12 protein-coding genes and 1 tRNA gene are annotated in these 13,760 nt (G+C 61.2%); 5 read left to right on the top strand and 8 right to left on the bottom strand.

Features of this window, described 5'->3' with window-relative positions; genetic code table 11:
• Positions 1-9: 9 nt before the first annotated feature.
• Positions 10-2,361, bottom strand: coding sequence for a xanthine dehydrogenase family protein molybdopterin-binding subunit (locus FQ775_RS00120; protein ID WP_146298901.1), 2,352 nt, complete (start codon positions 2,359-2,361; stop codon positions 10-12).
• 114 nt (positions 2,362-2,475) lie between these two features.
• Positions 2,476-2,970: a (2Fe-2S)-binding protein gene (locus FQ775_RS00115; RefSeq protein ID WP_146298900.1), complete on the bottom strand. Its 495-nt coding sequence runs from the start codon at positions 2,968-2,970 to the stop codon at positions 2,476-2,478.
• Between the two features lie 317 nt (positions 2,971-3,287).
• Between FQ775_RS00115 and FQ775_RS00110 the strand changes: the two genes are divergently transcribed.
• Positions 3,288-3,363 (top strand) — tRNA-Thr (locus FQ775_RS00110).
• A gap of 268 nt (positions 3,364-3,631) precedes the next feature.
• Here FQ775_RS00110 and FQ775_RS00105 read toward each other — a convergent pair.
• From FQ775_RS00105 to FQ775_RS00095, 3 genes are read right to left on the bottom strand one after another with little or no spacing between them, the layout of a single operon-like run.
• The gene (locus FQ775_RS00105; RefSeq protein WP_246730414.1) at positions 3,632-5,344 is read right to left on the bottom strand and encodes a recombinase family protein; all 1,713 of its coding nucleotides are present in this window, start codon (positions 5,342-5,344) and stop codon (positions 3,632-3,634) included.
• A 20-nt stretch (positions 5,345-5,364) separates the two neighbouring features.
• Complete coding sequence (locus tag FQ775_RS00100; RefSeq protein ID WP_167813155.1) at positions 5,365-5,886, bottom strand: DUF2924 domain-containing protein; 522 nt, start codon at positions 5,884-5,886, stop codon at positions 5,365-5,367.
• Between the two features lie 2 nt (positions 5,887-5,888).
• Complete coding sequence (locus tag FQ775_RS00095; RefSeq protein ID WP_246730228.1) at positions 5,889-6,383, bottom strand: DUF3489 domain-containing protein; 495 nt, start codon at positions 6,381-6,383, stop codon at positions 5,889-5,891.
• Between the two features lie 468 nt (positions 6,384-6,851).
• Here FQ775_RS00095 and FQ775_RS00090 point away from each other — a divergent pair, with 468 nt between their 5' ends.
• The 3 genes from FQ775_RS00090 to FQ775_RS00080 all read left to right on the top strand — a co-directional run bounded on the left by FQ775_RS00090 (position 6,852) and on the right by FQ775_RS00080 (position 9,004).
• Positions 6,852-7,229 (top strand): DUF1127 domain-containing protein, encoded by a 378-nt coding sequence (locus tag FQ775_RS00090; protein WP_146298862.1) that lies wholly within the window; start codon positions 6,852-6,854, stop codon positions 7,227-7,229.
• A 57-nt stretch (positions 7,230-7,286) separates the two neighbouring features.
• Positions 7,287-7,514 carry a hypothetical protein gene (locus FQ775_RS00085; RefSeq protein ID WP_146298863.1) on the top strand — a complete coding sequence of 76 codons (228 nt, stop codon included), beginning with the start codon at positions 7,287-7,289 and terminating at the stop codon, positions 7,512-7,514.
• A 221-nt stretch (positions 7,515-7,735) separates the two neighbouring features.
• The gene (locus FQ775_RS00080; protein ID WP_167812712.1) at positions 7,736-9,004 is read left to right on the top strand and encodes an MFS transporter; all 1,269 of its coding nucleotides are present in this window, start codon (positions 7,736-7,738) and stop codon (positions 9,002-9,004) included.
• Positions 9,005-9,113: 109 nt separating this feature from the next.
• Here FQ775_RS00080 and FQ775_RS00075 read toward each other — a convergent pair whose 3' ends face one another.
• The 3 genes from FQ775_RS00075 to FQ775_RS00065 form a co-directional block, all read right to left on the bottom strand.
• A complete protein-coding gene (locus FQ775_RS00075; protein ID WP_146298864.1) occupies positions 9,114-10,433 on the bottom strand; it encodes an MFS transporter permease in 1,320 nt (439 codons plus the stop codon).
• The gene (locus FQ775_RS00070) at positions 10,433-10,879 is read right to left on the bottom strand and encodes a baeRF3 domain-containing protein (RefSeq protein ID WP_432420077.1); all 447 of its coding nucleotides are present in this window, start codon (positions 10,877-10,879) and stop codon (positions 10,433-10,435) included. The genes FQ775_RS00075 and FQ775_RS00070 overlap by 1 nt, the downstream gene beginning before the upstream one ends.
• A gap of 577 nt (positions 10,880-11,456) precedes the next feature.
• On the bottom strand, positions 11,457-12,386 hold the full coding sequence (locus FQ775_RS00065; RefSeq protein WP_246730227.1) for a mechanosensitive ion channel family protein: 930 nt from the start codon (positions 12,384-12,386) through the stop codon (positions 11,457-11,459).
• Positions 12,387-13,217: 831 nt separating this feature from the next.
• On the opposite strand from FQ775_RS00065, the gene rnk reads away from it, so the two are divergent.
• The gene (rnk, locus tag FQ775_RS00060; protein WP_146298867.1) at positions 13,218-13,670 is read left to right on the top strand and encodes a nucleoside diphosphate kinase regulator; all 453 of its coding nucleotides are present in this window, start codon (positions 13,218-13,220) and stop codon (positions 13,668-13,670) included.
• Positions 13,671-13,760 lie beyond the last annotated feature (90 nt).

Below are 13,760 nucleotides of genomic sequence, written 5' to 3'. Positions count from 1 at the left end.
GCTTCCTCCTCAGTGCTTGGTCGCGGCCTTGAGCGCCGCCCAGACCTTCTGCGACGTCGCTGGCATCGACAGGTCGTTGTTGCCGATGGCGTCGGTGATGGCGTTGATCACCGCCGGCGGCGAGCCGATGGCGCCGGCCTCTCCACAACCCTTGATGCCGAGCGGGTTCGACGGGCACGGCGTGTTCGAGGTCGAAACCTGGAACGACGGCAAATCGTCGGCGCGTGGCATGCAGTAGTCCATGTAGCTCGCCGTGATCAGCTGTCCGCCGTCATCGTAGTGACAGCCTTCCAAAAGCGCCTGCCCGACACCCTGGGCGATGCCGCCATGGACCTGTCCCTCGACGATCATCGGATTGATGATGTTGCCGAAATCATCGGCAGCCACGAACTGCACGATCTCCGTGTCCCCCGTCTCGGGATCGATCTCGACCTCGCAGATGTAGCAGCCGGCCGGGAAGGTGAAGTTGGACGGATCGTAGAAGGCGCCCTCCTTGAGGCCGGGCTCCATGCCCTCGGGAAGGTTGTGGGCCGTATAGGCGGCAAGCGCCATCTGGAACCACGGCACCGTCTTGTCGGTGCCGGCGACCTTCAATTCACCGTTCTCGATGACGATGTCGCCTTCGTCGGCCTCCATCAGATGGGCCGCGATCTTCTTGGCCTTGGCCTCGACCTTGTCGAGCGCCTTGACGACCGCCGACATGCCGACCGCGCCAGAGCGCGAGCCATAAGTGCCCATGCCCATCTGCACCTTGTCCGTGTCGCCATGGACGATCGATACCGTGTCCAACGGCACGCCGAACCGGTCGGAGACCAGTTGGGCGAAGGTGGTCTCGTGACCCTGTCCGTGGCTGTGCGACCCGGTCAGTACCTCGATCGTGCCGACGCCGTTGACGCGCACCTCGGCCGATTCCCACAGACCGACACCGGCGCCGAGCGAGCCCACCGCCGCCGACGGCGCGATGCCGCAGGCCTCGATGTAGCAGCTCATGCCGATGCCGCGCAGCTTGCCGTTCTTGGCCGCCTTGTCGCGGCGCTTGGCAAAGCCGGCATAATCGGCTGCCTTCATCGCCGCGTCGAGCGAGGCGGCGTAGTCGCCAGCGTCATAGGCCATGATCACCGGTGTCTGGTACGGGAAGGTGGTGATGAAGTTCTTGCGCCTCAGTTCGGCCGGCGAGACGCCGAGTTCGCGCGCAGCCGTCTCGACCACGCGCTCCAGCACATAGGTCGCCTCCGGCCGGCCAGCGCCGCGATAGGCGTCGACCGGGGCCGTGTTGGTGTAGACGGCTCTCACGTTGCAGTGGATCGACGGGATGACATACTGGCCCGAAAGCAGCGTCGCATAGAGATAGGTCGGCACGGCGCTCGAAAACAGCGACATGTAGGCGCCGAAATTGGCGATCGTGTCGACCTTGAGCGCCGTCATTTTGTTGTCCGCGTCGAATGCAAGCTTGACCTCGGTGACATGGTCGCGGCCATGCGCGTCGGTCAGAAAGCTCTCCGTGCGGTCAGCGACCCACTTGACCGGCACGCCGGTGCGCTTGGAAGCCCACAGGCAGACGATCTCCTCAGGATAGATGTAGATCTTGGAGCCGAAGCCGCCGCCGACATCGGGCGCAATGACGCGCAGCTTGTTTTCGGGCGCGACATTGTAGAAGGCGCTCATGACCAGCCGCGCGACATGCGGGTTCTGCGATGTCGTCCAGCAGGTATAATGGTCCTCGGCCTTGTCGTAATGGCCGAGTGCGGCGCGTGGCTCCATGGCGTTGGGCACGAGCCGGTTGTTGACGATCTGCATCGTGGTGACATGCGTGGCCGAGGCGATCGCCTTGTCGACCGCGTCTTCCTCGCCGATCGCCCAGTCATAGATCAGGTTGCCGGCGGCTTCCGGGTGCAATTGCGGGGCGCCGTTCTTCAGCGCCGCGGCCGCGTCGGTCACCGCCTTCTTTTCCTTGTAGGTCACTTCGACGGCCTCGGCGGCGTCGCGCGCCTGCCCCTTGGTCTCGGCCACGACGATCGCCACCGCATCGCCGACATATCGGACGCGGTCGACAGCCAGCGGCGACCAGGCGCCCATGTTCATCGGCGAGCCGTCCTTGGAGTGGATCATCCAGCCGCAGATCAGGTTGCCGATGCCGTCTGCCTTGAGTTCCTTGCCCACCAGCACATCGATGACGCCCGGCATGTCCTTGGCCGCCCTGACGTCGATCTTCTTGATGTCGGCGTGCGCATGCGGAGACCGCACGAAGGCGGCATGTTTCATTCCCGGCACCACCATATCGTCAACGTAGCGGCCGCCGCCGGTGATGAACCTCTTGTCTTCCTTGCGCGCAACGCGCGCGCCGATGCCTTCAACACCCATAGCTCTGGTCCTCCTCCAGATGTCGGGAAAGGGAGTGGGGCAACAAGGCGGGAGGGAGATAGGGAACCGGTCCGGTACCTTGCAGCCCTGCTGTCCTGTTGCCTGCCGCTCCGCTCACGCCGCTTTTTTCGACTTGCCCTTCGCCATCGCCTTCGAGGCGGCGAGGATCGACTTCACGATGTTGTGGTAACCCGTGCAGCGGCAGATATTGCCTTCCAGCTCGGCCCGCACGGTTTTCTCGTCGAGGTTGCCGGCACCGTGGCGGTTGATCATGTCGGTCGCCGCCATGATCATGCCCGGCGTGCAGAAGCCGCACTGCAGGCCGTGGTTCTCGCGGAACGCCGCCTGGACCGGATGCAGGTCGGCGCCGTTCGCCAATCCCTCGATCGTCACCACGTCGGCGCCCGACGCCTGCGCCGCGAGCATGGAGCAGCTTTTCACCGCCTTGCCGTCGACGTGAACCACGCAGGCGCCGCACTGCGATGTGTCGCAGCCGACATGCGTCCCGGTCAGGCCGAGATGCTCGCGCAGGAAGTGGACGAGCAGTGTTCGATCCTCGACTGCGGCCGACACCTTGCGACCGTTCACAACCATCGAAACCTCAGACATTTATCCTCCTCCAAGCGCCTGATTTGAAACGTTTAGCCAAGATGAGATGCGTACAGGCTCCAGCGAAGCTTAACGCAGCGAAAACAGGAGTCCATCGGCAAAGCGCTGATTTCGCGACGAAGCGAGAACAGACTTTCGTCGACGCGAGCGAGCCGGTCGTTCGCAGCCCGGCGGTTCGTTGTCTCTCGCCCGATGCCCGGCAGGGGCCGTTCACCATCTCGGGAGTTCGCCGGAATGTCGTGATCGGGCGCTTGAAATTGACGTTCAATGTCGATATCACCCGCGAACCGCATCGCCGGTCCAATGGACTGGCATGGGCCGCTTTAGCTCAGTTGGTAGAGCACATCATTCGTAATGATGGGGTCGCGTGTTCGAGTCACGCAAGCGGCACCAGCCAGTCCCCTGCTCCGCAAACTCTCCGAGCCGTCTCTGGTGGTGCCCGGAAAAGCGGCGCGTTTTCCGAGGCTTGGCGGCGCCTTCAATTCTCCGTTTGCAAACCTGGGGACAGATAGTGTCTCTTTCGAGCGCACTTCCGGCGCCCGTCTCTGTAGGGCGTTCCGGGCGTCCCCATGTTTGCGGCGGCGATGGTCGGTTGATGCAGGGAGTTGCGACGGAGCTCGCCCTGGCGAGTGAGGCCTGTCAGGTAGCTAAGTGTGACCTGTCAGCAACCGAGGAGCCTCTGCTGCTGCGACCAAGCGTGGGGAAGCTCCGGCATGCGGCAGAGTTTCTGAGCCGTGAGTTCGGGCGGCTGGGACCCGGAAAGAATCTGATCTGTGATCTTCGGTGCGAGGAAAGCCAGTCGCAAAACGCGGCTGAAGTCGGAGCGGTCGATGCCGTTGGCTGCAGCCATCTCACAGATTCTCCGGCCGGATCCGTCGGTCAGCTGGGCCAGGTAGGAATGCGCCTTCTGCAGAATCTGGATCAGATTCTCGTCGGGAGCGCTGATTCGTCCAGTGCTGTCGGTCAGAACGATCTTCGTCTCCTTGCCGCGACGGCGCAGCGAGATCGGCCGTTCGATGGAAGTGAGTTGCCGATCGTTTTCCACATCGCTCATCGAAGCGTTACCGACCAGCTGTTCGGCCAGAGCCTTCGCGTCGAAGCGCAGTATCAGCTTGGCTGAGGTGAGTTCGATCCGCGGGAACAATCGTCGGACCAGATCACGTTGGTGCTGTGGGGTGCAAGTTTTGTAGCTTGCGTGAAGCGCCGATGCCCGATCGATCGCCGCGGCGAAGCGATCTGCCGGGACTTGGTCCTCGATCAGATGCGACATTCGCCGGGGATTGGTCAGTATGTTCGCAAGCTCGTCCTCCACCACCTGCTCGATCTGACGTGCCGGGAGACGCCAGCCGCTCCGATCGGACTGGCCTCGCTCCTCCACACAAGTCTTCGAGACGTAATAGCGGTAGCGGACATTGCCTTTCTTCGTGTGGACCGATCGCAGGCCGGTTCCCTCTTCGTCGGACAGGATGCCGGTCAGAAGATGGATATCCGCAGCGTTGGTCGCTGACGAGCGTACCGGCGCCTGGGCCGCGAGAAGCGCCTGCGCTGCGGCAAAAGTCTCGGCGCTTATGATTGCCTCGTGCTCGCCTTCATAGATCTTTTGACGATGCCTCACCTTGCCGATGTAGATCGGGTTGGACAGCAGATGGTAGAGCGGGCCGCGTCCGAAGCGGCGCGCCGCCGAACCGGACGAGGACGGTGTCTCGACGCTATCTTCCTCTAGGGCTTTTGGTCTGCGCGTGGACCGTGCCGGAAAGCGCTTCGCATTCGCCTCGGCAGCGAGCGCGCGCACAGACTTCAGTTCCAGATAGCGATTGAACAGAAAGCGGACGATTTCGGCTTCCTGCTCGTCGATCTTCAGCTTCCGGTTCTCGGCCCGATAGCCGAGTGGGACGCCGCCGCCCATCCACATGCCCTTCTTCTTCGATGCCGCGATCTTGTCGCGGATGCGCTCTGCCGTGACCTCACGTTCGAACTGGGCGAATGACAGAAGCACATTCAGCGTCAGCCTGCCCATGGAGGTCGTGGTGTTGAACTGCTGGGTGACGGAGACGAAGGAGGCTTTCGCCTCATCGAACACGTCCACGATCCTGGCGAAATCGGAGAGCGATCGCGTCAGGCGGTCGATCTTGTAGACTACCACCACGTCGACCTGTCCGCCGCGGATATGCTGAAGCAACCGCTGCAGGGCAGGACGGTCCATGGTGCCGCCGGAGATGCCGCCATCGTCATAGCGGTCCGACACCAGCTTCCAGCCCAGCGAGGATTGCGACCGGATATAGGCTTCACAGGCTTCACGCTGGGCGTCGAGGGAGTTGAACTCCTGCTCCAGTCCATCCTCGGTCGACTTGCGGGTGTAGACCGCGCAACGCATGCGAGGGGATGCTGTCATGTTCATAGCCCGAAGAACCTCGGTCCGGACCAGTGCGCGCCGGTGATGCGCTTGGCGACGGAACTCAAGGACCGATAGATCTTTCCGTCGAAGAGGACGCCCTGTTCGGTCACGTCGACGACATACATGCGTCCGTTCCACTCCCGCATCAGCCGGGTGCCCACAGCGGGTGGCGCGGCGGCGCTGACCCGTCGAGAAACCCGCCGGGCCGCGCGATCTGCGTCGCGCTCAATCCCGACGACCGAAGCCTGTCGAGATACCCCGGCAACATCCTGCTCTTTCGTCGACCGCGATGACCTTGACGAAAGACGTGATCCCACTCTCAGAATAGCGCGGGCAGCAGTGGACAAACCACCCTGTCTAGCGGCCTGAAGATGCCAGGCAGCGGCGCGTTCGAGCAGAACACGGTTTATGCCTTTCGGTGGCAGGCAGCCATAGGCCTTCTGCCACCGGGCGGTCAGTTCATCGCGCGTGAGGGCGCCGATGGCGGCGACCTCACGCTCCAGCGTCTCTTCCGGAAGCATGATCAACCAGCCCGTCCTGCGTCATCGATGCGATAGCGCCTGACCCCGTCCTTGCCGGCGTCGCTGACGATCTGAAGACCGAGCTTCTTCTTCACCGTTCCGGACAGGAAGCCCCGGACCGAGTGCGCCTGCCAGCCGGTCAGTTCCTGCATCTCCGCGATGCTCGCGCCGCGCTTGCGGCGGAGGACCTTCAACGCGGTCTCCGTCTTTGTGACCTTGGCCGCCTGCTTCTTGCCCGCCACGACGACCGAACTGTCCGATCCGCTGGCACCGGATCGCGCGGGCTTCTTTCGAGTGCGGGCGGCACGCGGCTTTGCTTGCGTCGCTTCCGAACCTGGCTTCGACCCGGACATCTCGGGCTCGACACGCCGCAGCTGCGGCGGATAGCTCATCGCGCTGCCGATAGAGGTATTTGCTTCAGGCTTCCTTGTTTTGCGGGGTGTCGCTTGAACGCCGTCGATTGCGGGATCGGTCGCGGTCTTCGTCTCGTCTGTCATGGTCGGCTCCTTTGCCCTCGGACGCCGGGACATCCGGCGCCGCTACCACGACAAGCCCGGCAAACCGCCAGGCGAAAACTCAGCCGGCGAATGCCTCGACCGGCGCACCGACCAATGCTTGCTGTGCAAACGAAGTCGAGCAGAACCTGCGAGGAACCGGTGGAAAGATAGTGTCACGTCAGTCTGCCCGCGGCCGACCACAAACCCTCATTCTCGGCCGGCTTCGCAGGCGAGAGGTGAAGCGCCCCATTATGAAGCTTTGCACTTGATAAGCTCCGGCGGAAAGCTCACATAAAGGACATGACCAAGTTCAGTTTCCACATGAGGTTCCTGCGCGACGCAGGAAATAATCTGAACCGCCGGTGACCCCGGGCGAGACAAGGCGGTTGCCTGTCTGCGCTGCGGGGTCCTCTTAATCTCACACAGATCAATCCGAATGACGGACGCGCCGGCGGCCGGGTTCCGCCCATGGGCGGACGGCTCGACGATCGAACGCGGACGTCTCAGTTCAACCTCCTCATTCTGGAGAGTGTCATGCACCCAAATCCCGACATTTCCTTGCGCCCCAAAACTCACAGGTCCGGTCAGCAAGAGAGAGGCAGAAGACCTGGCGTGGTGCGCCGGTTGGTCCAAACTGTTGTTCGTAACTGGCAGCGCCGCAGGATGATCGCGGCCCTGCGAGCCATGGACGACAATTTGCTCTACGATATCGGGATATCGCGAAACGATATTCCCCGCGTCGTCGATAGTTTCAGCGACCGCGAATTGGGTATGCGCCCGGTCTCACTGGAGGTCGAGCGCCAGAGCATGCAAGGCAATCCTTCGGTTTCGCCATCGCGCGCGTAGCGCGAGGACGACTATCGAACACGCCGGCAAACCAGCGCCACGAGAGAAAATTGAAGGATGTATGAAATGATGATGCGCAAAGAAAACTTCGACCAACTGTTCCCGGAAGCGCTCCAGCTCGCGGCCGACATAAGCCATGCTGGCGAGCCCAGCGCAGAATGTCTGGCCCGCTGGGAAGATGACGGTGGCCGTGCGGCACCGCCGCATCTGGAGCGCCACCCTAAACCGGCCATGCGGGACGGTTTGGACGGGTTCGGCCTGAGTTGGTCGCACCTGGGGCGCTGACACAGTTGCTTACAGCGCTACAGGATAATCGTCTTACCCGCCCGCTGCACGACCGGGGCTGGCAATCATGAATGCGATACGCAATCGCCCTAAGTGCCTTCGCATACCCTTGCCGGTCCCCATACCTGCGACGTCGTCATATGATTGAACGCGAGCGTTTCTGATATTGGTGAGTAACCATCTGGTCGCCAGTCATGCTGTCATAAGAAGGTCCGTTCAAGATGTCCCGGAAAGTCGTGACATCACTGGCGCCCGTGAAGTCCCTTCTCGGGGGCACCATCCTCTTCACGGCTGGAAACAGCCTGCTTGGCGTGGTTCTGCCGCTACGAATGGAAGCGGCGGATTATCCGGTGGCTCTGACAGGCGTCGTGATGGCCTCCTATTATTTAGGGCTGGCACTCGGCGGCTACCGTGCGAAACGGGTCGTTCTGCGAATTGGACATATCCGTGCCTTCTCCGCATTTGCCGCATTCACTGCAGCGGTCTGCCTTGCCTACGGCTTCTTCCCGACCCCCGTCGTCTGGATCATTCTGCGGGTGATCAACGGTTTTTGCATTGCTGGCATGAGCACTTCGATCGAAAGCTGGCTCAATGATCGCAGCAGCAACGAGACTAGGGGACGCGTCCTCGGCTACTACATGCTGGCCGTTTACCTGGCTGTCGCATTGGGTCAGACACTGATCAACCTAGCCCCAGACGGTTCCACCGACCACCTGATGCTGGCCTCGGCACTGACCGGATTGGCCCTCATTCCCATCGCCGTGACACGGCTTGGAGAACCGAACCTGAGTGAGTTGCGCGTGCTCACCGTAAGAAGGCTTTATGAGGCATCACGGATCGGTTTGGTGGGAGCCGGCGTTGCGGGAATCCTCGTCGGCTCCTTCTACGCCCTTGGCGTGGTCTTTGCCCGCCAGATTGGCCTGAGCGTTTCCGAAACGGCCCTGTTCATGAGCACGGTCGTTCTGGGAGGGCTGGGCTTTCAAGTTCCGGTTGGCATGTTGGCAGACAGGTTTGACAGGCGCATCGTCATGTCCTGCATTTTGATTGCGGTCGGCGCGTCATGGGGGTTGCTGTCGAACGCGCTCGCTGGCGGTTTGCCGCTCAGTGTTCTTATCGCCATGGCTTTGGCATTCGGTGGTGCGATAAGCAGCGTTTATCCGCTTTGCGTCGCTCAGACCTTCGACCGATTGGAGCGCAAATATTATGTAGCAGCGTCCGGGCGCCTTCTGATGGTCTACTCCATCGGTGCAACGATCGGCCCGCTGTTCGCGTCTGCACTGATGTCGCTTTACGGACCAGCGTCGTTCTTCTTGTTCGAATCCGCGGTGGCAGTAATTTACGCCCTGTTCGTCCTGCTCAGGATGAGAGTTGGCCGGAGTCTACCGAAAGAAGCGCGGGAAAAATTCGTTCCGCTTCCCGATATTTCCCAAGCTGGCCTGACTCTTGATCCGCGTACGGAACCGGATCGCAAGCCGGCTGGCGTCGACTGAGTTACTCCAGCGCGAGTCAGCATACGGTCCTCTCGACATGGCCGTCACCTGTTCCCGTCCGATCGAGAACCATAGGCGTCAAGCCTGCTTTAGGGCCATCTTGAGAGGTTCATCTGACCGCTTCCGTTGTCTGGACCTCGTCCAACCGCGCCGCCGCCGGTATGGCCGTCAGTGCCATTAACGCAAACAGCGCCAACACTGTGCCGACACCAAACCACTGAGCAATGACGCCGAATACGCTGCCAGCAAGAAGTAGAAGGCCCACTACTGAGTTGCTGAGTGCGGTGTAGGTGGCTCTGTTGTCGAGATCTGCCATGTCGACGATATGTACCGAACGGCCGAGTCGAACACCTTGGTGCGCAATTACGAGCACAAACAGCAGTGCGGGCAGGAGTGGCGCGGATAACAATCGTTCCGGTATCACCAGCGCAGTGAGGGCGGCAACAGCGTTGGCCAGCGATGCCAGCGCTGCCGCGTACATCAGCACTTTCCGACTCGATCGATCCGCGAGTTTGCCCCAGAAGTATGAGCTTGAGAGAGTCGCCGCCGCCGCCGCCATCATGAAAAGACCAAGCGTGCCCAGGCCGCTCGGTTCGCGATCGCCGCTGAGCGCAATGAAATAGGGCGGGGCGAGCGCCGTCGATAACAGCAAGGCGCGTGTCGCAATAATCCACTGCAGTTGCGCATCGCTACGCAGAAGCCGCAATTGCGAAACGACCGCTGCCAAGCCGTAGATGCCGCCTTCGGTCGCACCGGGATATTCGCGAATCGATGCGAAAACAAGCGCAGCAAAAAGCCACGCCATACCGCCAAGAATAACGGCGCTCGCGACGAACAACACGGTGAGTGGAACCCAGCCGGTTGAGTAGCCTGTAGCCAGCAGTAGCGTAGCTGCCGCGGCGACGGTTCCTCCGATCCCACTGACCGCACCTCGGCGGCCCCTGTCCACCGTCTTTGCGAGAACATCCTTGTGGCTGATCGAGGATATGCTGCGTCCGAGGGCGAAGGCAGCGATGAGACTGATTGCTATGACGCCGGCCGTGGTACCTGTCAGAGTCAGGCCAACCAATCCGATACCAATGATTGCAAAGCCTTGCACGATACAGCCTGTTACGTACACGGTCTTGCGAATGTGCAATTGGCGAATTCGCGCCGATATCAGCAGTTGCGGCAACATTGCGAGCGATTCACGCACCGGCACCAATAGACCGATCGCCCAGGTCGGTGCGCCTATTGCGTCGAGCAACCAGGCAACAACAAGTTTTATATCGGCAAGGCCTTCACCTGCCTTTGTCAGGATGAGCGACGCTACATGCAGACCGTAGTTGCGCGGTTGCTCCTGGCAGGCGGTTTCAGGAAGATCGCGACAGACTTGCGCCAACTCGTCATTATCAACTAGCAATCCGCGATCTTTGCAAAAGCCCCTCATTAGAAGCGATAGATCCCGGCTGTGCCGGTTCGTGCCGCGATTCTCGCGGTAGGGACGATGATCACGTCACCGCCTGACGTGAGGACATACTCGCCAAGATCGTCGACGTCCGAGTCACTCAGATTCCCAGCTGGAATCACACGGCTTGCGGCGTGGATGCGACCCAGAATCAGTCTCTCGGCCTCGATCAGAAGCGTTGCAATTCGGCCGGCGACGGCGACTACGGCGATGCTGCCGAGATCTTCCGCGTCGCGGCCAAGCCACCGTGCCGCGCCAAATGCTTCCACAACGCCACCCAAACGTTTGAGGTAGTGCGGTTGCATCAGCTGCCATGCGCGTTCACGCAACGCACCGATCGACGAACCGTCGGAGTGACAATCCATCGCTTCTTCCATCAGATATAGGTTGCAGCTGAAGGCACGAAAATGGTGATGATGTTGAGGCAAGGGACCGGAGTTGCCGATGCAGGTCGTGCACCCGTAACCCACGAGATTGAAACGGAGCTTCTCGAGGCCCGCGCGGGAGCGTCTGCCCACCCGGGACCGTAGATCATCCGGTCAAGAAAGGTGCTTCGACTGTCTTGTGGTCATCCCCTGCTTCGTGCCCTGTGACCTACCTATCTCGGCGATTTCCGATTGGCTGGCATCAACTGATCCGTAACCGCATCGGGACGGCTTATATTTTTCTTCTTCTTGCCTTTTGGTGGATTTCTTCTCTGATCGTTTTTTCTCTTCGCCATGTTAGGTTCTCCAAATTCGCGAAAAGTCGCTGACAAACCTAGTTCGCCGATCATGTCCCTGGCGCGGTTATTCAGCGCCAGGGATATAATCCGATTTGAATGCGCTCTCCTTCGAGCCGGTGCAAAGATGTCGACATCATGGCTCCTGTATCCAAGTGATTTGCAACGATCGTTAGTCGGACCTGGAAGATTCCTAGCATATCCTGCTCCTCGAAACCGGCTTCCATTTAAGCGTCCCGCCGTCGGCACGGAAAGCGCCCCCGCCTCACCAAATGATCGGGTGGTTACGTATCGCCGGCCTCCCGCGCCCGAGCAGTTTCAATTATTGGCTCGCTCGACAGCCGCAATTTCGGGGCCGGCAAGGGCAATCCTCCGTCGCGAAGCGCGGCGTCGATCTGCCCGAAGATGGCGTCACGACAATCGACATCGTCGGCAAAGCTTGGCACCCAGAACCGCACATGATAACGGATGCCCTCCATATCGTATGAAGCAACCCGCACATCCGGTTTTGGCTCATTGACAATGATCGGCGAACGGGCCGCCGCGTCCGTCAACAGGTCGCGGGCCGCCGCCACCGACAGATCATGGCTGAGAACTACCTCGACCTGCGCACGGTATTTGCGATTGGGCGCGCTGTAGTTGGTTAGTGTCTGCCTGGCGATCTGGCTGTTCGGGAGGATCACATAGGTGTCGTTGCGCGTGAACAGCCGGGTAGTCCGCCAACCGATCTCGATCACCCGCCCTCTCGTTCGATCATTGATGGCGACCCAGTCACCGATACGGTAGGGAGCTTCTAAACCAACTGCGATCCCAGCAAAGACATCGGCAAGGGTGCCCCGTAAGGCGAAACCGATGACCGCAATCACAAGGCCCGAACCAGCAATGGCGCCGCTCCAACTCTGGCCGATCACCAGTATCACAGTTGCGATAGTCGCAGCGAGGAAGAGAGCTGCTGAAACCAGTTCAAGCAAGAGTTTCGGCACCTGACGACGTCTGCGACCGGCGCGCTCCAGCGCCAATCCAACGAGCCGACCGCCAAGCCAGGCGGCAGAAAAGTATGCGGCCCCGCCCGTCAGGACACGAATCGGCTTTTCCGACACGTCGAGATCGAGCCAAGCCAGCGCCAGAGGGTGCAGCATGTATGACGCGACGGCCGCCGTCGTGCACAGCACCGGCAGCAGGATGCGCGTCAGTATGGACAGTACGCCGCTCACATCCGCACCACGTCGAAGCGATGCGCTTTGCGCCCCCGACTTGACCGGCTGCATCCCTGATGGGAGGGCCGCAATGATTGAATGGCAGCGTTGAACGGAGTTTTGCAGTGAAGGCAACGTGTGGGTACGACCGGCGAAAAATCACCGCACCGCCTGCACACCACGAGCTGGGCTTTAACGAACATGTCTCTCTCCAACACCGGAAAGAACCGGCAGAACACCTCAGAGAACCTGTGGGAGGAACCCGGGGCGGGAAAGAGCCGATGCCTCTACATCAACGCTATTCCGCCCCGGCAAACCCATGGGCTTGTGAGGTCATCCTGATCGTCAATGAAAGAAACATGTCGAACATGACGGTCATCTAGCCATTCAAACCATTCCTTCAAGAGCTCGCTGGTGCGTCTGAAGAACGCAGGCGACCCAAAACCCTCAGAAAGCTGGTTCGTTACGCCCAGGACCGAGGGCGAAACGTCTATGTCGGCTTTCCGCCCGGAATGATGCCCTCCAAGCAAGCGGGTCAATGCGTAGTCATCGCCCACCGAGGCGGGCCATGCCCGCGGACCCATGCGATCTGCTGCTTGACTTTCCCGCCCCGAAGTCCCACGTCTAGGCCATGTGCAAGACCGAACGCCGCCTTCTCACGTTCTTCAGGGTATGCCCCATCGCGGGCATCTGACCCCCGGCCAGGTCGCGTCGCGCCCTGGCCGTGGGGCGTAGACTGATTTCCGCAACTGCGGTCATCAGGTTCGAAAGCGGCAATAATCCCAGACATGACATCAGCCGCGCGACGCCGATGACGCGCGCGGGACGCAGCCACGAGAGGGCCGAGCCATGGCTCACGCTATGAAAAAAAACCGCAAGCCTGCGATCACCATAACCCGCACCGACAGCGGGCGGCTCTGGCGGCTGGCCGAATCCTATTCCGGTCGGAATCCTGCGGTGGCGGAAGAACTGCTTGCCGAACTCGAGCGCGCGAAGGTCGTCGACGATGGCCGGATCGCGGCGGACGTGGTGCGCATGCGTTCCGCCCTGCGCTTCACCAGCGATCTCGGCGAGGATCGGCGCGTCACCCTGGTGTTTCCGGGGGAGGCGGACATCGCTCAGGGTAAGGTCTCGATCCTCACTCCTATCGGCGTCGCTCTGATCGGCCTCGCCGCCGGGCAGTCGATCGATTGGACCGCGCGTGACGGACGCACCCATCGCCTGACGGTGGAATCCGTCGAGAGTCCTACATCCGAGGCTCCCTCGGCCGCTTCGGCGTCGAACCTGCGGGCCGCGTCATGACCGAGATCAGGCCGCCGTGCCGCCTCTCGCTTTTCGGGGGTTGCCTCATCGCAGGATCGTAGCCCCTGCGCCGCACGGTGCGGCCAGGGG

This window comes from Nitratireductor mangrovi, from assembly GCF_007922615.2.
GTDB classification, from domain to species: domain Bacteria; phylum Pseudomonadota; class Alphaproteobacteria; order Rhizobiales; family Rhizobiaceae; genus Mangrovimarina; species Mangrovimarina mangrovi.
This window is presented reverse-complemented; position numbering and strand designations above follow the sequence as displayed.

What these genes read in the sequence shown, in the direction of transcription:
- rnk (WP_146298867.1), top strand. Translation starts at nt 13,218, where the DNA reads ATGGCTCACGCTATGAAAAAAAACCGCAAGCCTGCGATCACCATAACC.
- FQ775_RS00095 (WP_246730228.1), bottom strand. Translation starts at nt 6,383, where the DNA reads ATGACAGACGAGACGAAGACCGCGACCGATCCCGCAATCGACGGCGTT.
- FQ775_RS00100 (WP_167813155.1), bottom strand. Translation starts at nt 5,886, where the DNA reads ATGCTTCCGGAAGAGACGCTGGAGCGTGAGGTCGCCGCCATCGGCGCC.
- FQ775_RS00075 (WP_146298864.1), bottom strand. Translation starts at nt 10,433, where the DNA reads ATGAGGGGCTTTTGCAAAGATCGCGGATTGCTAGTTGATAATGACGAG.
- FQ775_RS00120 (WP_146298901.1), bottom strand. Translation starts at nt 2,361, where the DNA reads ATGGGTGTTGAAGGCATCGGCGCGCGCGTTGCGCGCAAGGAAGACAAG.
- FQ775_RS00115 (WP_146298900.1), bottom strand. Translation starts at nt 2,970, where the DNA reads ATGTCTGAGGTTTCGATGGTTGTGAACGGTCGCAAGGTGTCGGCCGCA.
- FQ775_RS00090 (WP_146298862.1), top strand. Translation starts at nt 6,852, where the DNA reads ATGGGCGGACGGCTCGACGATCGAACGCGGACGTCTCAGTTCAACCTC.
- FQ775_RS00080 (WP_167812712.1), top strand. Translation starts at nt 7,736, where the DNA reads ATGTCCCGGAAAGTCGTGACATCACTGGCGCCCGTGAAGTCCCTTCTC.
- FQ775_RS00085 (WP_146298863.1), top strand. Translation starts at nt 7,287, where the DNA reads ATGTATGAAATGATGATGCGCAAAGAAAACTTCGACCAACTGTTCCCG.
- FQ775_RS00105 (WP_246730414.1), bottom strand. Translation starts at nt 5,344, where the DNA reads ATGCGTTGCGCGGTCTACACCCGCAAGTCGACCGAGGATGGACTGGAG.